Genomic DNA, 20,032 nt, shown 5'->3' on the forward strand with positions numbered 1-20,032 from the left:
TGCGGTGGATCTGAATAGGTGTATGTATATAAAAGAAGCCTTTATCGTTGAAATACTTATGTACAGCATAAGCCAATGCATGTCTTACTCTGAACACTGCGCTGAAAGTATTTGTACGCATTCTCAAATGAGCATTTTCCCGAAGAAATTCCATGGAATGCTTTTTCGGGCTGTAGCGGATATTTCTCAGGATCAGCTTCGCCTAATACTACTATTGCTGTAGCATTTAGCTCAGAGCTTTGTCCAGCTCCTTGAGACTCTACCACATTTCCGGTTACTTTCAAGCAAGCGCCTGTGGTGCATTTTTTTAAGACTTCCTCAGAAATCAAATTTGGGTCAGCCACCACTTGGTAATTGGTAATAATAGAGCCGTCATTCAGTGCAATGAATGAAACATGTTTGTTTCCTCTCTTTGTACGTACCCAGCCCATAAGCGTCACTTCTGTTCCAATCGGATTCGTGTCCAGGATGGTCTTGATTTTGACTCGTTTGTTAAATGCCATTTGGTGATTTGTTAATGCAGTAATTAATTCCTGCGAATAATTTAAAGGAATGCAAAAAAACGATTAAATAAGCTTTTTATCAAAAAATTGCTCGTTTTTCCTAACTTTGGCATAAGGGCTTTTTCAAGAGAAAAGGCCTTTTTTGAACCCAAACAGCAGGTTTTACCAAATACTTAATGCAAAAGTTAAATCTTAGCCAGTCACTTTCCCAGAAGCTTTCGCCTCAGCAAATACAATTTATCAAATCGCTGCAGGTGCCAACAGCTGAATTGGATACCAGAATCGAAGAAGAACTCGAGATTAATCCAGCGCTGGAAGAAGGAAAAACAGAAGAAAAGGATAATGCAGACGAGGAATTTGATGATAATTATGAAGAGGAGCCTCTAAAGGATGACCGTGATGTAAATATAGACGACTACTTGGACGACGAGTATGGTGGCTATAAAATGCAAGGTGACGGCAATTACAATGCGGATGAAGAAGATAGGGAAATGCCTATTTCGAGTCAGTCCTCACTTCACGAGCAACTCGTCTCACAGTTAAGTTACCTCAAATTAGATGATAGAGAAAAGATCATTGGGGAGCAGTTGATTGGAAGTATTGAGAATGATGGATATATCCGTAGAGACCTAGAAGCAATAATTAATGATTTGGCATTCAGCCAAAATATTGAGACGGATATTGATGAACTGGAGGAGATTTTGAGAAAGATCCAGAATTTTGATCCAGCAGGAATTGCCTCTAGAAATCTTCAAGAATGTCTTACGATTCAGTTGGAGCGCAAGGAGCATCCCGATGATCCTACTGTGCAAAATGCGTTAAGGATCATGCAGGACTGTTTCGATGAATTTACTAAGAAACATTATTCAAAGATTCAAAAGCGTTGTGATCTGACAGATGAAGAAACGAAAGAAGCTGTAAATCTGATCACTAAGCTCAATCCTAAGCCAGGAGGAGTAGCTGATGGTTTGGTGCGTACGCAGTACATTATTCCGGACTTTATGCTTACCAATGTGGGCGGTAAATTTGAAATTAGCCTCAACTCTAAGAATGCTCCGGAACTAAGGATCTCACGATCCTATTCTGAGATGTTTGACGCATACGATAAGAGTGATAAGAAGGATAAAAAACTAAAGGAAACTGTCACTTTTGTGAAGCAGAAGCTGGATGCCGCCAAGTGGTTTAGTATAGATGCCCTATTAAGCAAAGACAGAATACTCTACTTAGAACCATGGAGGCTATTCTCCAGTATCAAAAAGAGTTTTTTATCGATGGAGATGAAACCAATCTTCGCCCAATGATTTTGAAGGACATCGCAGAGAAGATAGATATGGATATATCTACCGTCTCGCGCGTGGCAAATAGTAAAGCAATTCAGACTGAATTTGGGGTGTACCCACTTAAACTTTTTCTCTGAAGGTATAGCTACAGATAGTGGGGAAGATGTGAGTAACCGTGAGGTGAAATCTGTTCTTCAAGGAATGGTGGATGCTGAAGATAAAAAGAAACCTCTTTCTGACGATAAGCTCGTAAAAATGCTAAATGGCAAAGGCTATAATATTGCGAGAAGAACCGTTGCGAAATACCGTGAGCAGCTACAAATCCCAGTTGCTAGATTAAGAAAAGAATTATAGTGGGGAGAATTTTTTTCGTTAGTTATTTCAGTTGTTTTACAGCCCTTAGTCATTCCAAGTTTAGTTTTTGGTTTGATGCTCTTTACTGTGCCGGAGTCTACCAGCATACCAGCAGAGTTCAAATCCAGAATTTTTTATCTCATTGTTTTATCCACTTTGGCAGTTCCAATGATAACAATTTTGGGGTTGAGGCTGAGTGGTACACTGAAAAGTGTTCACATGGCTGAGCTGAAGGATCGTGCTATCCCATTTTCCGTGACCAGTATATATTATGTCCTTACTGTTTATTTTTTGTATCAAAAGAAAGAACTCGACCCCATCTTATGGCAAGTACTCGGTGTAATTACCTTGGCAATTGTAGGGCTTACCTTGGTTACATTTGTTTGGAAGATGTCTGCGCACTTGACAGGAATGGGGGGGCTGATCGCTTTAGTCCTTGTGTTAGGGCTTAAATTCCCTGCGTTTCAGCCACTTTACCCATTACTGGCATCCTTGGTGATGACTGGGCTGGTTGGGACGGTAAGGTTGTTCTTGGAGGCTCATAAGCCTATTGAAATTTATGCTGGTCTATTCTTTGGTTTTACCCTTTGCTTTGTAGGTTTTAGCTGGATTTGGGCATAAAAAAAACCGAGTATATACCCGGTTTTTCAAATTCAAATTGGAATAGTTTTTAGAATACATTCACGGCAATACCAAAATTGATTTGGGTAGCTTCAGTACCATTTGGTCCCATGCCCTTCTGGAAAAACTTTATTAAGTCCAAAATAACTCCATGCGTAAAATCCGGGAGATACCTGCTTTCACCGAAATACCTATATCGGAATTTTTCAAAACCGTAATTTTGGAGTCTTTGATTCGTCTCTTTCAGGTTATCTGAATTTTCATACTTTACTTTGGTGTGCGATTCGTACAGGTATCCAAATTTCCCTCCTACGCTTACTGCAAAGCCTTTCGTATAGTTGGTTTTATTAAAGTGATAAACGAAATCCAAGGGGATATCAAAGTAATTAGCAGCTACTACGTTCTTCTTAATGTTGATATCGTCTCCCAGTACCTCTGTGATATCTTGTAAAATGCTCGATTCAGGGCCTAAAGCAGGATTGTTATATAAGGTCTGATTATCCTTGAAAGCATACTTGTCAGTTCCTACACCTATCCCAATGTCCATAGTGAAACCTGAAGCATCTCCAAAAATAGAAATAGGATATTGATAGTAAACGTTGAATGTACGAGAAGCAAAGAAGTTGATACCAAGGTCTTCAGCCCTATTGTTAAGTTGGTTGAATCCAAATTCTAGCTTTAAATCACTTGGAATATTTGGTCTTCCTCCGATTGGAGTTTTTTGCTTTTTGGCGATTTGTAAGCTGTCCCGAGCGAATGCTCCTTGAATCAAAACAATTGCGAACAGGAAGGTGTATATTTTTTTCATCAAATTTGTTTACTTAAATGCACTCAATGCGGGCAAAAATAGGAAATCCCAAATGATTTACCCCTTTTTTGACCTTAATTATTCTTAAGGAGAAACGCATGTATAGGAAGAAAATTATAAAAATTCTATAAGGTGGTGCTTGGATAAAATCTAATTTTAAATACCTTTGCATTCCAATTCGGCTTCGTAGCTCAACTGAATAGAGCACCTGATTACGGCTCAGGAGGTTTCAGGTTTGAATCCTGACGAGGTCACAAGGTAAAAGCTTCATAGATTTCTATGGAGCTTTTTTGTTTTTTTATCTATTCTCCATTGTAACCACTTTTTTTTAGAAAGAATTTTTACTCATTTTAGTCAAACTATTCACTCCTTTGAGATTTCAATGAAAAAGTTTCATTCCATTCCTGATTCTTTCTTGTAATAACTGGTTGCAGTCTTTTTGAGGAGACTGACCTAGTGGATTGGTCCAAGATAAGAGATGGGCCTTGCACCATAATCCTAAACAGATGGATCCAGTGTTGTGAGTAATGGTAATATTGAAATCAGTAAAAGGACTCAGGCAATCACTTACCGTGATCGAGAATAATAAAGATCTTGGTCACTTTTCAAAAATGATTACACAAGTTTTACATGTGAATAGTTTACGTGCTTTATGTTTTCTACACAAAAAAGCCCCAATAAGATTTGACTTATTGGGGCTTTTTACAAACGTTTTTTCAGAATTATTTTTTGCGGGTTGAGTCTGCTGCTTTCATCGCATCTTCCAATTTCTGCTGGAATTTTCGATTTCTTTTTATTTACGTTTTTCGCTTTACTCTCTTCTACTTTTGCTCTGATTTTTTCGTCATCTACAAATAGCTTGATCAAGGCTTGCTGATCCAAACGTGACCAGTGTTGGAAACGAAATAGTAGAAGCTCAAACCTGCAGGATAGGAGTTTAGGATAAACATAAACATCACCGGCACTGATATAACCCAAGTTTTTCATAGGGCCTGTCGCCGTAGTAAGTTGGTTGTTAAAGTGCGTATAAATAATCTGAGACACCGTCATTAATAGCGCTGAACATACTCACATGAGATCCATAGAAAGGGATGGTAAACGGAAGTTTGAAAAACACGTCATAGGTAGAAAGGTCATTAGCCCAGAGGAATGATTCTTGGCGTAGTTCTATCGCATTTGGAAAGAAAAAGAACATAGCAAACAAGAAGGGCATTTGAAGTACCATAGGCAAACAACCTGAGATAGGACTTACTCCCAACTTAAGAAGAGCTTCATTTGCTCTTGTTGCATCTTGGTTGCGTCGTCGCCATACTTTTCTTTCAGTTCGTCTATTTCTGGCTTGATCACACGCATTTTAGCCATACCTATGTAGGATTTATAGGTGAGCGGGAAAAGCGCAAGTTTGATCAGAAATACGATGATTATGATGATTACACCGTAGTTGGTAAAGAACTTCTCTAAGAATGCGAACAGATTGACGATAATGTATTTGTTAACCCAGCTGACGAAGAAGTAACCCATGTCAACATTGTCCTCAAATCCATCTGTGACCTTCTTGAGCGTATTGTATTGAATCCCGGCGGTCCGAAGTAATAAGTAAATCCAGCTTTACCCTCCTGAAGCGGAATGGATAAGCTTGTAGCCATATTTCGTACAATGGTACTGTCTGCTTCGGGTGTACTTTGGGTGATTGTGACGCTCTGGAACTCCGTGTCCGCAATCATTGCTGCAGTAAAGAATCGTTGACTAAAACCTACCCATTTGACAGGTTCAGGAATAGTTTCAGTTTCTAAATCATTACCCGCTCCCAGGTTATCAAAAGATCCGGAGGTAGTATAATAATTAAGCTGCGCTTGTCTTCTAGATTCCGCAAGATTGCTTTCTTGGGCGATTACTTGGTCTTCCCAATTCAGCGCTAGGGCGTTTCCGGTAAATACACCTTGATAGCGATCTACTTCAAAAGATTTGTGTACTTGGTAGCTGCCATCGGCAAGAGTGTAAGTTTGGATGATTTGTCCACTTTCTGTCCCTGCCTTAAGGGTTAGGGTTTGGATCGTTTTCCCGTCTTCATCTAAGCTGCTATCTACAGTAGGAGTGAAATAAAGATCATTCAGATCTATTGGTCCATTCTTGCTTTCAATGATGAAATCCATTTTAGAACTTTCTTCATTGAAAAGCTCCAACGGCTCCATTTTCCAGCTTTTGTACTCCTTTAGAATTACCTTTGTGACTTGCGCTCCTTTAGATGAAATTTCAACCTGGATAAGATCGTTTTCAAGAGTAAGAGTCTCTTCTTCTCCTACTGTAATACTTGCTAGTGCTCCGTATTTTGCTAGTCTTGCGGCATCCAGAGTGCTATCACTTTCAGAAATAGTCTCTGTTATTGCTGGTTGGTTTGCTCCATTTGATTGAATCGATTCTGATTGAGTAGTAGTGGCTGTTTCCACTTCAGGTATCTCAGGCGTACTCGCAAAGAAAAACGAATAGACAAGGATAACCGCTGCAAAAAGAATCAAACCAGTTGCTTGATTTCTGTCCATAAAGATTAATCGTAGTCCCGAAAATAAAGCTTCGGGGAGTTTTATTTAATTTTTTTGTCGACAGCCGACTGAATGAATCTCACAAAGAGAGGCTGCGGGGTTAATACTGTGCTTTTATATTCTGGGTGGAACTGAACTCCAACAAACCAAGGATGGCTCTTGATTTCCACAATTTCTACCAAACCTGTTTCAGGATTTTTACCAGTGGCAATCATGCCATTACTTTCCATTAAATTCAGGTACTCATTGTTGAACTCATATCTATGGCGATGTCTCTCCCTGAATTTTTGATTTTCCATAAGCTTGGTAAGCCTTACTTCCTTTTTTTGAGGTCGCAAGCATACGAACCAAGACGCATAGTTCCGCCCATTTGATCAAATATTCTTTTTTGCTCTTCCATTAATCCAATTACTGGATTGCTCGTATTTGGGTCCATTTCAGTGCTGTTGGCGTCTTTCAGATTAAGTACGTTTCTAGCAAATTCAATCACCGCTACCTGCATGCCTAAACAAATCCCAAGGAATGGGATGTTCGTTTTCTCGGGCATACTTTACAGTCTCAATTTTCCCTTCAAAACCTCGCTCACCAAATCCTGGTGATACGCACAATTCCATCCAAATCAGTCAGCTTTTGAAGGATGTTATCTTGATTTAACTCTTCCGATGAAATCAACCGAAGGTTTACATCGCACTCAATAGATGCGCCTGCGTGTGTAAAGGATTCGATAATGGATTTATATGCATCAGGTAATGATACATATTTGCCTACTATTCCAATGGTCACTTCTTGCGTAGGATTTTTAAGCTTGCCTAGGAAATCTTTCCAGTTCTCCAAGTCGGTGTTTTCTTTGGAAGAAAGCTTAAGTTTCGTCATTACGCGCTCATCCAACTTTTCCTTTTTCATTAACAATGGAACGTCGTAAATAGAGTCGGCATCCATTGCTTCTGATCACATTATTCAATTGAACGTTGCAGAATAACGCCAGCTTCTTTTTCACATCAGAAGGCAAATGGTGTTCTGTACGGCAAACTAAGATGTCAGGTTGAATACCGGCTTCTAATAGTTGTTTGACAGAGTGTTGCGTTGGCTTAGTTTTTAATTCCTTCGCAGCTTTGAGGTATGGGATTAGCGTTAAGTGGATTACTAAGAAATTATTAGGTCCTAGATCCCATTTCGCCTGTCTAACGGCTTCAATGAAAGGGAGAGATTCAATATCGCCTACGCATCCACCAATTTCAGTAATTACAACGTCAAATTTTCCGTCTTCACCTAGTTTATAAAAATTCGCCTTGATTTCATCGGTAATATGTGGGATGACCTGTACTGTCTTACCTAAGAATTCTCCTTTGCGCTCCTTGGTGATCACATTGTTGTAGATCCTTCCTGTTGTGATATTATTGTCTTGAGAGGTGGGTATATTCAAAAATCGTTCGTAATGCCCAAGATCTAGATCTGTCTGAGCTCCGTCATCTGTCACATAGCATTCGCCATGTTCATAGGGGTTCAGAGTTCCTGGATCGATGTTCAGGTACGGGTCGAATTTTTGGATGGTTACCTTGAAGCCTCTGGCTTGTAGCAACTTGCCTAGTGAAGCTGCGATAATGCCTTTGCCAAGAGAGGAAGTAACGCCTCCGGTAATAAAGATGTATTTGGTGCTTGAAGCCATAAGAATGGGGGAGGATGGAAATTTGATTGGATTCTTATGGGGCTCAAAATTATGGAAAAATTCCCGATTAATGGCTTTTTGAAGTTTAAATAGATCACTTTTCTCGAATTTATTGGGGTTTAATGAGAAAACACACCGTGACAATACATGTCAATTTTTATTGTTTGGGTTCTCTGAAAAAAGCAAGTATTATTTTGTGGCAACGTGTTTAAGTATTGGGCTTTTGTAATGTCATTCCGTGATAATCATTTTAAATCTATTAACCAGATTAATTCTATATCCAAAGAAATTACTCTAGTAGGTCGAATCAGTAAGGAGCGAAAAGGAAGTGTTTTTTAGATACAACTAGATGATAACGAGTTTCTTATGATTAATCGTGTAGCTTTATATAATACTATAAGGTGGATTATGTTTGAATCAAAGCTTGATGTTTTAAACTCGGTTACTACACTTATTGATGTGCTTGAAATAGTTTGGTAAAAAGTAATGTGCTAATTGCCGAATCAAAAGTATGCAGAAGATGCGCTTTGAGAAATTAGTGTCAATTGTCCATCCTTGCGAGTTGTATTAATTATTAAGTTCATCCAAAGTAATATGAATGACAGTAATAAATCGTTGCCTTAATATGAAATATTATGGTGTGCTTTTATCCGGTTTTTTTGTTGAGTAACAAGGTGAAGACATAAAGCTGAATGAAGAGATAGAAGGAGTATCCAATTTGAAAAATAATAGCGATAGGATTATGTTTTTTTTCTTAAGTAATGATTAAATAACTCGTTATTCCTATATAAAATCTCAAGCTTCTCTATCCGAAATTGAAGGTGGTGCTGAGTACATTCAAGAAGGAGGGAGGCTTTGTTTACTAAATTTCATGAACTAATAGATTCCCTTGTGAATGAAATAAATATTAAAATGTATAGTGCCAACCCTCCTAATTGTTCGTTATAAAAACAATATAACAGTGCTATTTTTCAAAATTTTAATTCGTTTAGATTGGTGCAAAAAAGGATGTGTGATTTTAAGCAGAGCTAATTTCTGGCGGTTAAAAGATTCTTATATGTTAAAAAATCTATTTATTTCTGCATAAAACAATAGAAAGTATGATATTTATTTATATTGCGTACGGTTTGTAATTAATGATTATTAACAGAAAAAAAATATGAGAGATTTAATCAAAGAAGCTATTGCTGACCTAAAAAAAGGCGATGGATTTATTTATGTAACATCTGACGGAAGTAAGATTGATTTACATGAGGCTGCTTCTAAGGGTATTGCAGTGACTCCTGTAAACCCGAAGGATCAAGTAATTAAGAAATTAGAAGCTGCTGGTCTTTATTTAAATGATGGCAGATTCCTAAATGAATTGAACGAATTGATATCATTAGTGACTGGTAATAGTACTGCTAGTAAAACTTCTAAAAGAAGATCATTCACTGATGCTGAAAAAAGTAAAATAGTTGAAGAGTGGAAAAAGGTAGAGGCTGCTGGTAAAAAAACTAAGGCGGCATTTGCTAGAGAAATTGGAGTAGGATATCAGACATTTATCAACTGGTTGAGAAGTTAATTCACATTCAATACAAAAAAAGGACAGCTCTTGGGCTGTCCTTTTTTCGTTATACCTGTTAGGTTATAAAATATGATTCTCCGCAATGATGCCAGACACCTTAATTTCTGCGCTTATCAGGTAGGCAAACCGATACTTCGGATACGAAGTAGAAGTGACCGAGGACTCACGCAGTGGCGGGACAGGCTGAAGTAGCCTCAATTCTTAATTTTAATATATCTTATTGCCTTTGCCACCTTACTGGTATAAAAGTGGATATGCCTATTATGAAATTTTCCACTTTCGTAAGTTTGTAATGATTGTAAAAATAGCCAGAATAATAAATCCTACTAAAGACTGTATTACGATTGGTGATAAATTAATCACAGGTAGAGAGATTTTAGGTAGTGAAAATGCCATTTCGGGAAATTTCATCTCTGGTAGTTGACTAAACAAAGAATTTGCTTCGCTGCCATTAGGGACAAATAAAAAGACCGCAATAAATAATGTTATCAAGGTCGTTCCTATAATCTTCCATGCTACAGAAGAAATAACTGGCTTATAGACTGATATTGAGGGGTTTGGTTTTATTTTTTTCAATATAGATTTATGAAAACCTTTCGAAGGAGAAACTGTCCCCAACTCTGTGATAAATTGTCGAATATAAATTTCTTCCTGTTCTTGATTTTTCATAGACTCATTTTTTTGAAATTCATTTGTGCTTTTCGAGTCAAGATATTTTTGCAAATACCTACTTGTGTTCCTACTTAAATGCTAACTAGCTAAGTTTGGCTTGATTTATAGCAAATGAATTAATTCATTATTAGTTATTTTTTGGAGGGATAATAAAAGACTTTTTCGTCCTCTGTGTAATAGGATTTTGACATGTGAGCTTGTCAAGCCCATTATTTCTTCAATTTCTCTTATGCTTTGTTCTTCCAAATAAAACAAAGTAAGGGCAGCTGATTCTGCTGGTTTCATAGTATCCAAGCCTCGTTTTATTACATCTTTTCTTTCAACCAATTGAAGCGACTTTAATCCATCCAAATAGTCTTTTGAATTACTTTCCATTTCCTCAACCTCATCCAATTGGACAGTATAATTCTTGGATTTCCTCAACCTTCCTAACGCTTCATTATATACAATTGTATAGAGCCAAGTAGTAAATTTTGATTTTCCTTCAAATGTTTTCAAGGAATGATACGCTTTCATGAAGGCATCTTGACTCGCTTCCTCGGCTTCTTCCTTGTTTTTTAGAATTCTCATTGCCAAAGTGAATACATATTTCTCATGCTTTTGGATCAATTGTCCATAAGCATTCATATTACCCCGTAATGTTCGTTCTATATATAGCTGGTCTTTCCTGGAATCGCATTTTTACATTGGATGCATTAACCTGAAAAAAAGTTACAGTTTTTTCATTGGACTTGTAACCTTTTCCATTGCTACCCACATCATAGAAGAAAAAACACATAGCATATGGCAGATACCATCTTAGTAACCCTGATTATTTTCTCTTGTATTTTCGGCGTCATCTTTATTTTCTTGACCACCCGCAACAAGGAAAGGCTAGCACTGATAGAAAACGGTGCGGATGCAAAGCTCTTTAACTCTGGTAAAAAGTATGGCTTTGGTCAATTTATATTGAATTTGGCGCTTCTAGCAATAGGGGTAGGAGTTGGAGTGTTAGTAGGAGCACTATTCAATAATTTCGGAATCGAAGAAGGAATCGCATTTACTTCTTGCATTTTTATTTTCGGAGGTATAGGCTTGATGTCAAGTTTTTTCATGAACCGAAAACTTGATAAGGAGGAGAAATAAGACCTCATTAAATTCTTTTCATAAACCTTCCTTTTTCAGGGAAGGTTTTTTTTGGTTTTACCCCAAAACAGCTTCCTCTCAAAATTCTGATTATTTTTGTGAAAAAATAATCAATTTGGATCACGCACAATTACTATCAGCTTTTAGAGAAAAAGGTTTTCTTCACCTGAAAGAAGGAAACGGGAAAGTAATCACCCTAATGAAACCAGAGCTTTGGAAACCTGAAATGGGTGAAGACTGGACATTTTTACTTTTTGATTTATTTCAGATCCGCACCATTTGTGAGCCATTTTCAGAGGTTTCATTGGATATCGTAGAATATGCAAACAAGCCAACGGTATATCATAGTCCTGCGAATCGTATTATTAAGAATGGACCTATTGTGAATGGAGTGCTAAAATTCAGTCTCATTTTAGAGCCAAACTGGAACAAATTATTATTTCAAATTTCCCAGCCAGTTCTTGTGAGTTTGAACTCCAAGGAAATGTCTGGCCAACAAACACCTTTATTATTTCCACTGCTGAGTCCCAGTACAAAAGAAATGTATTTAGGCCCCGATGGGGATGTTAAAATTATTAAAGGATGAATTTCAAATCGCATCTTGACAAATTCGAAGTCTTCGATAAAGTAGCAAAAGCTGCTTCTAATCTGGGGTTAGAAACTTACGTGGTAGGCGGCTATGTAAGAGATTTGATTTTGAAAAGAGAAAAAGATGGGCTGAAAGATATTGATTTTACCTGTGTAGGTAGCGGAATTGAGCTTGCCAAAGAAGTAGCCAAACAATACGATGAACATGTGCCACTTTCTGTTTTTAAGAATTTTGGTACCGCCATGCTTAAGCTCGATAATTGGGAATTGGAATTTGTAGGAGCTAGAAAGGAATCCTATAGATCGGATTCAAGAAAACCAATTGTCGAATCGGGGACACTTCAGGAAGATTTAGAAAGGCGGGATTTTACGATTAACGCAATGGCTATTTCTTTAAATAATAAAGATTACGGCAATTTGTTAGATCCGTTTGATGGGCTTTCTGATATCAAAAAGAAATTGATACGTACACCACTTGAGCCCAATATCACCTTTTCAGATGACCCACTTCGTATGCTTAGAGCAGTCCGATTTGCAGCTCAACTAGATTTTGATATAGACAGTGCTACCTTCTTTGCATTAAGTGAAAACGCACATCGTCTGAATATCATTTCTTCGGAACGAATTATTGTCGAGCTCAACAAAATCATTGAAGTCAAAAAGCCTTCTTATGGGTTTAAATTACTTTTTGCAGGGAAGTTACTTCATGAGTTTTTCCCGGAAATGGTGGACTTGCAGGGAGTAGACTCGGTAGATGATAAATCACATAAGGATAATTTCTACCATACGCTGCAAGTTCTTGATAATGTGTGTCAAACTAGTGATGATCTTTGGCTTCGTTGGGCAGCTATTCTACATGATATAGCAAAGCCAGCTACTAAGCGCTTCAACAAAAAGGTCGGATGGACATTTCATGGTCATGAAGACAAAGGAGCTCGAATGACACCTGGGATTTTCAAGAGACTAAAGCTTCCTATGGATGACAGGATGAAATATGTGCAAAAGCTCGTGAAACTTCATCTACGTCCCATAGCCTTAGTCAAAGATGAAGTGACGGACTCAGCGATGCGACGGTTGCTTTTCGAAGCAGGAGATGATATTGATGATCTCATGAAACTTTGTCGTGCTGATGTCACGTCTAAGAATAACAAGAAAGTGAAACGTTACTTGGAGAATTTTGATAAAGTAGCTCAGAAGCTTATCGAAGTAGAAGAAAAAGACCAAGTCAGAAATTTCCAACCCCCAATTTCTGGTGAGGAAATCATGGGAGTTTTTGGATTGAAGCCTTCAAAAATCGTTGGAGATATTAAAGAAGAAATTAAAGAAGCTATATTGGAGGGCAAAATTCACAATAATCCTGATCAGGCACGTGAATTAATGCTGGAAATTGCCAAATCCAAGGGATTGTCACCAGTATTAGATCGCCCAAATTCGTAAACTAAATCAAAAAATCCATCTAAAATGAAGCACGTATTACTCATGCTGCTTATGGCCTTTTGCGCCAGCACTACTATTGCCCAGACTGCCGATTCTGTCTCCAGACTTGATCCAAAACTCAAAAAAACCTTGAATGCAGCGGATCAGGCTGCCTATCAGTTGGCTATGCGCTACAATGATATGGCTTCTGCTAAAAGTTTTCTGTATGAATTGATCGTAAGAAACCCCGAAGATATTCGTTACATTGAAATGTTGGGCTCACTTTATTATGAATCAGGGCAGTCCATGTCAGCAGCTCTTGTTTCAATGGATGTGCTGAAGGTCAATGATAAAAGTATCGCTTCTTTAGAAATCGCAGCTTATTCATTAGAGCAAGTTGGAGCTTTGGAAAAGGCACTTCCATACTTTGAAAGTCTTTACCTACTCAGCGGAGATAATTTTAGCCTTTATAAAACTGGTTATCTTCAATACAGCTTGAAAAAATACCCGGAGGCGTTGAATTCTATGAACATGCTGATCAAAAATGCTAAGCCTGAGGATAAAGTTGGTTTTCCTAAGTCTCAAACAGAAACTCTGGAAATTAGTATGAAGGCAGCAGCGTTGAATCTGAAAGGAATGATCTACTTGGATCAAGGTTCTAAAACTGAAGCAAAGGCCGCATTTGAAGAAGCCATTTCGTTGGATCCATCATTTGATTTCGCCAAAGAAAACCTTGCTAAGACAAATTGATCAATTTAGTCTCAGTAAAAGGAAACCGGTAGATATACCGGTTTTTTTTGTTTTATGACGATTGTGAAAATAGGCCGCATCACCTTTCGTCAGATGAAATTTAATTGAAAGGAAACTATTCCTTAACAGCTTTTAAGCATCTGACGCAGATCTTTATAGGTTATGAAAGGTCTCAAACGAATATGCTTTTTAGCATCAATTTTTTCGTGTTTTTGCGTTACAATTTCTTTGGCGCAAAGCCATCAATCATTGGCTGTGCAACTTGATTCAGCATGGCTTATCTCTAAAAGTGCCCCCGAATCCGCATTTGCGGCTGCATCTGGATTGTTAGGAAAAAGCCGAACCAATAAAGTTGACTCGTTGACCGGTAGAGTCCAGCTTTTGAGGGGTAAAATACTTTTTCAATTTGGAATGTTTCAGGAAGCTACCGAAGCCTTGTATGAAGCTGAGCACATATTTAGTGAAACCCGCAAAATGAAGTATTTGGCTCAGGTAAATAATTTACTTGGCGAAGTTTATTATAAAATCAAGAATTCAGAAAGCGCCCTGCTACGTCATGAACAGGCCCTGAAGATCTATCAACAAATCAATGATGATGCTGGAGAAGCCGAGACTAAAAGTTACATAGGTGGGATGTTTGAGAAAATCGGGGCCTACCCAAAAGCCTTGGAGTATCAAAGGGAGTCACTTCAGCTGTTCGAGACCTTAGGAATGAGATCCGAGATAGCGTTTGTTAGGGAAAATATCGGGAGCATCTACGAAGACCTTGAAAAGTACGATTCTGCCAAATTCAATTTTGAACAGGCGTTTTTATTGAATTCAGAATTGGGTGATAGTCTTCGGGTGATAGGAAATCTTAATAATCTAGGGGATGTGTTTCGCAAAACTAGAGAGGCGTCAAAAAGTTTGGAGTTTTCCAAAAGAGCTGCGGAAATGAGCCAAAGGTTAGGGGTGCTTACCTTGCAAAAATCAGCTGTGGTAGATATTTCCAAGGCATATGCCGAAATGGAGGATTACGAAAGCGCCTTCAAATACCTAGAGCAAAGCCGACAATTGAGCGATATGGTTTTTTCGGAAGAGTCCACACGTCAGCTGGCAATTCAGGAGGCTCAGTATAATCTGTTCACCAAAAACCAGCAAATCAAGGAGCTGGAGCAAACAAAGAATTTTGATGCAAAAGTGAAATGGTTACTCCTGTTTTTAGTGAGTCTTTTGTGTGTTTTAGGTTGGGTGATTTTCAATCGACAAAAACTAAAAATTAGGAGCAATAGAGAATTGTTGCAGCGGCAAGAAGAGATTTTGAAGGTAAAGGAGCAATTGATCACCACAGAGAAAGAAAATCTGAAGCTGCTGGAATTGAAAATGGAGGCTGAGGATAAAGCTCACTCAAAATCTCTAACGGCTCAGACGCTACATGTCATAGACAAGAACCAAATGCTGGAAGACATTCAGGCAAAACTGAAAAGTATTTTAGAAGAAGATCCTAAAGAGCAAAAGAAAAGGATTCGTAATTTGATTAAGCAGATAGATTTTAATTTTTCGCATGACTCAGATTGGGATGATTTCAAGCAGACTTTTGAAAGAGTACATCAGGATTTTTTCAAAAACATACAAACTAGATCTGGAGGGCTGACTCCAGCAGAGATGAAACTTGCCAGTCTGATGCGTCTGAATCTAAACTCTAAAGAGATTGCTTCTTCGCTCGGGATTTCTATGGATAGTTTACGGATTTCGCGCTATCGACTACGTAAAAAATTGAACCTAAAAAAGGAGGATAGTTTACAGCAATTTCTTCTTTGTATATGATTTACAATTTGTTAATCTGTTTTTAACACAGTGTAATATTCTGTGGTTGAAATAGTTAAGTCTGATTTTAGAAATTCTGTTTAGGTTTTGTTAACGGTCACTTTCCTCATTGTTGCTCATTTGATAACAGTCATTTCTAGTCTGAAGGTACAGTCCGAGCTAACATTGTAGCATCAAAACCATTTAAAAATTATGACAAGAAACAGACTACTTTATGGCTTGTCCGCCCTAGGGATTTTTGCGAGTTCCTGCAGCGAGCCCGTCCAACAAATGGAAGAACAAACCGAGCAGCAAATTTTGGTGAAGCCAATTTATACTACTGACTCGGTAATCCATGATACCGATGATCCAGCTATTTGGGTGAATCCTTCCGATCCAAGCAAAAGCCTAATCATCGGAACAGATAAAGATGCCGAGGGCGCTTTGTATATATTCGATCTGAAAGGAAATACAATAGATTCCCTGATTGTCCGAGATATTCAGCGTCCAAACAATGTGGATATAGGCTACGGATTGGATCTAGGAGATCGAACGGTTGACTTTGCAGTTACTGGAGAGCGAATGACCTCCAAATTAAGATTTTTCAGCCTTCCGGATATGAAGGAAATAAATGTTGGAGGAATAGAAGTATATGAAGGGGAATCCGGCCCTGATTTCAGAGATCTGATGGGAGTTGCTCTTTTCCAAGACAAAACCACCGGAAAGAATTATGTGATCGCTGGTAGAAAAAATGGCCCTACAGATGGGACTTATTTGTGGCAATATGAGATTCTCGGAAAGGATGGTCAAATCAATCTTAATCTTGTTCGGAAGTTTGGCTCATACTCTGGTAAAAAAGAAATCGAAGCCATAGCAGTAGATGCTGAATTGGGATATATCTATTATTCCGACGAAGGAGTTGGGGTGAAAAAGTACTATGCTGATCCTGAGAAGGGGAATGAAGAACTGGCATTTTTTGCGCAGGAAGGGTTTTCTGACGACCACGAGGGAATCTCTATTTACAAACTGGATGATGCCACCGGGTACATTTTAGTTTCAGATCAGGGGTCAAATCTTTTCCACGTTTTCCCACGAGAAGGATCTGCTTCCAATCCACATGAGCATAGTTTAATTACCAAAATCGCCACAAGTACAATATCCAGTGATGGATCTGAATCCATCAGTTTGGCTTTGGGACCTGATTTTCCTCATGGACTTTTTGTAGCCATGTCTGATGATAAAACCTTCCAGATCTATCGCTGGGAAGATATGGCCGGTGACATTCTAAAATCAAAAAATTAATCATTCAACCTCATAGTTATGAAAAACAAATTACTAAGAGCGATTACCTTGATCGCGGCTTTTTGCCTGAGCCATCAGATGCTAGCTCAGGGTGTTTTAAGAGGTAGGGTTATCGATGCACAGAACCTATCTATGCCAGGTGCAAATGTTATTTTGAAGGGCACTACAATCGGTACTATTACCAATCAAACTGGAGATTTTTCTATTGTTGATCTTCCGGCTGGAACTTATGAAGTAGAAGTTTCATACTTGGGCTATGGGTCTTTACTCCATGATACGGAGGTAGAAAATGGTCAAACCACTATTCTGAACTTCAAATTGGATGAAACTACGATAGAAAGCCTGGAATTTGTGGTGATGGGAGATCGGCTTAAAGGGCAAGCTAAAGCGCTCAATCAACAGAAGAACAATGCGAATATCACCAATGTGGTATCCTCTGATCAAATTGGTCGTTTTCCTGATGCCAATATTGGAGATGCACTGAAAAGAATTCCTGGTATCACCATGCAAAATGATCAGGGTGAAGCAAGGAATATCATTATCCGAGGTCTTGCGCCTCAGCTTAATTCTGTGACTTTGAACGGGGAAAGATTGCCATCTGCTGAAGGGGATAACAGAAATGTACAAATGGATTTGATTCCATCAGATATGATACAGACCATTGAAGTGAACAAAGCTGTCTTACCAAGTATGGATGCTGATGCAATTGGAGGCTCAGTTAACTTAGTAACCCGACAAGCTCCAAATTCCCTGCGTATATCTGGAACTGCAGCATCGGGCGTCAATTTACTTTCTAATAAACCAATCTGGACTGGAGGTTTGATTATTGGCAACAGATTCTTTAATGATAAATTGGGAGCCATTTTTTCAGGTTCTTACAATAATCATTGATTTGGCTCAGACAATATCGAGGCAGTATGGAAAGAGTACGATAATGGGGTCGCCTTGGAAGAATTTGATATTAGAGAGTATAGAGTGCAGCGTGTGCGTAGATCTGCTTCAGTTGCTTTCGATTATGAGATCAATGACAATCATACACTTTTCCTTTCCGGAATGTATAATCACCGGGATGACTGGGAAAATAGATTCAGAATGAGAGTTAGCCAGTTGGATGATTCATTTGATGAGGGTGATTTTACTGAGGTCAGTTCCGGGAATTACCTCACGAAAGGCCGCGTAGAATACGAGACCAAAGGTGGTTTGGATAGCGATAGAAATAAAGCGGCTAGACTGGAAGGATCAGCGAGTATATAACACGACACTGGGCGGTAGTCATATATTCAACAAACTGAAAATGGATTGGTCAGCAACGTATGCGAAGGCATCCGAAGAAAGACCATTTGAGCGCTATACTTCCTATAGATCTTCAGGGCAAGATGTCACTGTAGATGTATCTAACCCGGAGAAACCGTACGCATACCTAACTGATCCTGCAGATAATCTTGGGATTGGGTTTAATGGGCTTTCAGAGCAATATGGGTATACATCTGACCGCGACTTGAATGCAAAATTGGATTTCAAACTTCCTTATAGTCCTAAGGGTATCCTTCAATTTGGTTTGAGGTACAGAGGAAAAAATAAGGAGCGGGAAAACAACTTCTACGAATATGAGCCTTTGGATGAGGAAGCTTTCGGAGAAACAATAGCAGACGTTCCAAATGATAATTACTCAGATCCTAATTTCCTAGTAGGTTCGCAATACCAAGTAGGCACATTTATGACGCCGGAGTATTTGGGTGGTTTGGATTTCAAAAACTCGGGTTTATTTGAAGAAAGTGATATTCCGGAAGAGTATGCGCCAGGAAATTACAATGCCAAGGAAACCATTACAGGAGGATATGTGATGGCAGATCATCAGTTTTCAGAAAAATTCTCAGCGATAGCTGGTGTGCGACTAGAGCATACAGCAATTGACTACGTCGGGAATATTTTTGATATAGATAACGAAGAGATTTCATCTGCAGAAGGCGAGCAAAGCTACACCAACTTTATGCCTGGAGTACATTTGAAATACAATATGAATTCAAACTCAGTCCTAAGATTTGCTTGGACAAATACCATTGCCAGACCAAATTACTTTGATCTGGTTCCTTATGCGGAGTTTAGTCCAGAAGATGAGGAGCTTGCTCGTGGCAACCCAAATTTAAGACCAGCAACTGCAATGAATTTTGACTTGATGGGGGAGCAGTACTTTGACAACGTAGGGTTATTTTCATTGGGCGGTTTTTATAAGGATGTTGATGATTTCGTCTACACGATCACCTCTCAAGGATATAGTGATCCACAGTTTGGTTCCGATCTTCAATATTCCCGCCCAGAAAATGGGGGCACTGCAAAAATCTATGGGCTGGAAGCTTCTATACAGCGTCAGTTATGGGAAAGGATTCGGAATTTACCTAAACTATACTTACACCAAGTCATCTACAACTGGTATTGAAGGCAGAGACAATGATGATATTGAATTACCAGGTACAGCGGACAACATGTTCAACGCTTCTTTATCTTTTGAGAACAGGAAGTTTGTAGCACGTGTATCTTTAAACTTTGCTTCTGATTATTTGGATGAATTGGGCGGAGAAGCTTTCGAAGATCGTTACTATGACCAGCAGACATTTTTGGATGTAAATGCCTCCTATGCTATCACGCCAAAGTGGAGGGTGTTTTTCGAAGGAAATAACCTGACTAACCAGCCATTGAGATATTATCAGGGAATCAAATCGAGAACAATGCAGGCAGAATATTACAATGCGCGATTGAACTTTGGTTTGAAATTCGATTTGTTCGAATAGCAACAGGTTTAGCATATAAAAAAGGCTACCAAAAATTAATTGGTAGCCTTTTTCAATTGAATTTAGTAAAAATTCCCAGTATTATAGGAATAGGTAGTAGGCGAGAAAGGTCGTCAGTAATGAAATCCCGAAACTCATCAGTAGGATCTTAGAATAATTGGTTACCCATTGACCTTTTTTTGTGTTTCCTTCTACTATAAGTTGCCGGTTTGGCCTTACAACTTCTTGAATTAGTGCTAAGCACCCTAGAAAGTAGATTGATAGTA

General features: G+C 38.6%; 15 protein-coding genes, 1 tRNA gene and 5 pseudogenes. 13 read left to right on the plus strand and 8 right to left on the minus strand.

What is annotated here, in order from left to right:
• Positions 1-503: pseudogene (locus tag AC0L6R_RS05750) on the minus strand (OB-fold nucleic acid binding domain-containing protein); the annotation flags it as partial.
• 176 nt (positions 504-679) lie between these two features.
• On the opposite strand from AC0L6R_RS05750, the pseudogene rpoN reads away from it, so the two are divergent.
• Positions 680-2,137 (plus strand): annotated as a pseudogene (gene rpoN, locus AC0L6R_RS05755) (RNA polymerase factor sigma-54).
• A gap of 219 nt (positions 2,138-2,356) precedes the next feature.
• Positions 2,357-2,758 carry a PA-phosphatase gene (locus AC0L6R_RS05760; protein ID WP_473270346.1) on the plus strand — a complete coding sequence of 134 codons (402 nt, stop codon included), beginning with the start codon at positions 2,357-2,359 and terminating at the stop codon, positions 2,756-2,758.
• Positions 2,759-2,807: 49 nt separating this feature from the next.
• Here AC0L6R_RS05760 and AC0L6R_RS05765 read toward each other — a convergent pair whose 3' ends face one another.
• Positions 2,808-3,566, minus strand: a complete 759-nt coding sequence (locus tag AC0L6R_RS05765; protein WP_473270347.1) for an outer membrane beta-barrel protein — start codon at positions 3,564-3,566, stop codon at positions 2,808-2,810.
• A 180-nt stretch (positions 3,567-3,746) separates the two neighbouring features.
• On the opposite strand from AC0L6R_RS05765, the gene AC0L6R_RS05770 reads away from it, so the two are divergent.
• Positions 3,747-3,820: transfer RNA gene (locus AC0L6R_RS05770), tRNA-Arg, on the plus strand.
• Between the two features lie 448 nt (positions 3,821-4,268).
• Here the strand turns inward: AC0L6R_RS05770 and AC0L6R_RS05775 are convergent.
• The 4 genes and pseudogenes from AC0L6R_RS05775 to AC0L6R_RS05790 all read right to left on the minus strand — a co-directional run bounded on the left by AC0L6R_RS05775 (position 4,269) and on the right by AC0L6R_RS05790 (position 7,772).
• Positions 4,269-4,553: a hypothetical protein gene (locus AC0L6R_RS05775; RefSeq protein ID WP_473270348.1), complete on the minus strand. Its 285-nt coding sequence runs from the start codon at positions 4,551-4,553 to the stop codon at positions 4,269-4,271.
• 28 nt (positions 4,554-4,581) lie between these two features.
• Positions 4,582-5,087: pseudogene (gene yidC / locus AC0L6R_RS05780) on the minus strand (membrane protein insertase YidC).
• Entirely contained in the window at positions 5,024-6,106 is a 1,083-nt protein-coding gene (gene yidC / locus AC0L6R_RS05785; RefSeq protein WP_473270349.1) for a membrane protein insertase YidC, read from the minus strand. The pseudogene yidC (AC0L6R_RS05780) and the gene yidC (AC0L6R_RS05785) overlap by 64 nt, the downstream one beginning before the upstream one ends.
• A gap of 41 nt (positions 6,107-6,147) precedes the next feature.
• A pseudogene (locus tag AC0L6R_RS05790) lies at positions 6,148-7,772 on the minus strand (CTP synthase).
• Positions 7,773-8,931: 1,159 nt separating this feature from the next.
• Here AC0L6R_RS05790 and AC0L6R_RS05795 point away from each other — a divergent pair.
• Complete coding sequence (locus AC0L6R_RS05795) at positions 8,932-9,336, plus strand: hypothetical protein (protein ID WP_283414200.1); 405 nt, start codon at positions 8,932-8,934, stop codon at positions 9,334-9,336.
• A 264-nt stretch (positions 9,337-9,600) separates the two neighbouring features.
• Here the strand turns inward: AC0L6R_RS05795 and AC0L6R_RS05800 are convergent, their stop codons facing one another.
• Positions 9,601-10,008: a hypothetical protein gene (locus tag AC0L6R_RS05800; RefSeq protein ID WP_473270350.1), complete on the minus strand. Its 408-nt coding sequence runs from the start codon at positions 10,006-10,008 to the stop codon at positions 9,601-9,603.
• A 105-nt stretch (positions 10,009-10,113) separates the two neighbouring features.
• A complete protein-coding gene (locus AC0L6R_RS05805) occupies positions 10,114-10,638 on the minus strand; it encodes an RNA polymerase sigma factor (RefSeq protein WP_473270351.1) in 525 nt (174 codons plus the stop codon).
• 156 nt (positions 10,639-10,794) lie between these two features.
• Between AC0L6R_RS05805 and AC0L6R_RS05810 the strand changes: the two genes are divergently transcribed.
• The 9 genes and pseudogenes from AC0L6R_RS05810 to AC0L6R_RS05850 all read left to right on the plus strand — a co-directional run bounded on the left by AC0L6R_RS05810 (position 10,795) and on the right by AC0L6R_RS05850 (position 19,766).
• Positions 10,795-11,136, plus strand: coding sequence for a DUF6249 domain-containing protein (locus AC0L6R_RS05810; RefSeq protein WP_283414203.1), 342 nt, complete (start codon positions 10,795-10,797; stop codon positions 11,134-11,136).
• A gap of 115 nt (positions 11,137-11,251) precedes the next feature.
• Entirely contained in the window at positions 11,252-11,722 is a 471-nt protein-coding gene (locus tag AC0L6R_RS05815) for a hypothetical protein (protein WP_473270352.1), read from the plus strand.
• Positions 11,719-13,161: a CCA tRNA nucleotidyltransferase gene (locus AC0L6R_RS05820; protein WP_283414205.1), complete on the plus strand. Its 1,443-nt coding sequence runs from the start codon at positions 11,719-11,721 to the stop codon at positions 13,159-13,161. The genes AC0L6R_RS05815 and AC0L6R_RS05820 overlap by 4 nt, the downstream gene beginning before the upstream one ends.
• A 24-nt stretch (positions 13,162-13,185) precedes the next feature.
• Positions 13,186-13,890, plus strand: coding sequence for a tetratricopeptide repeat protein (locus AC0L6R_RS05825; RefSeq protein WP_283414206.1), 705 nt, complete (start codon positions 13,186-13,188; stop codon positions 13,888-13,890).
• Between the two features lie 255 nt (positions 13,891-14,145).
• A complete protein-coding gene (locus AC0L6R_RS05830) occupies positions 14,146-15,696 on the plus strand; it encodes a tetratricopeptide repeat protein (protein WP_473270353.1) in 1,551 nt (516 codons plus the stop codon).
• 192 nt (positions 15,697-15,888) lie between these two features.
• Positions 15,889-16,977: a phytase gene (locus tag AC0L6R_RS05835; protein WP_473270354.1), complete on the plus strand. Its 1,089-nt coding sequence runs from the start codon at positions 15,889-15,891 to the stop codon at positions 16,975-16,977.
• A gap of 18 nt (positions 16,978-16,995) precedes the next feature.
• A complete protein-coding gene (locus AC0L6R_RS05840) occupies positions 16,996-17,868 on the plus strand; it encodes a carboxypeptidase-like regulatory domain-containing protein (protein ID WP_473270356.1) in 873 nt (290 codons plus the stop codon).
• Positions 17,869-17,922: 54 nt separating this feature from the next.
• Entirely contained in the window at positions 17,923-18,231 is a 309-nt protein-coding gene (locus tag AC0L6R_RS05845; RefSeq protein ID WP_473270357.1) for a hypothetical protein, read from the plus strand.
• 40 nt (positions 18,232-18,271) lie between these two features.
• A pseudogene (locus AC0L6R_RS05850) lies at positions 18,272-19,766 on the plus strand (TonB-dependent receptor domain-containing protein).
• Positions 19,767-20,032 lie beyond the last annotated feature (266 nt).

This window comes from Algoriphagus sp. 10J20-15 (assembly GCF_055809615.1).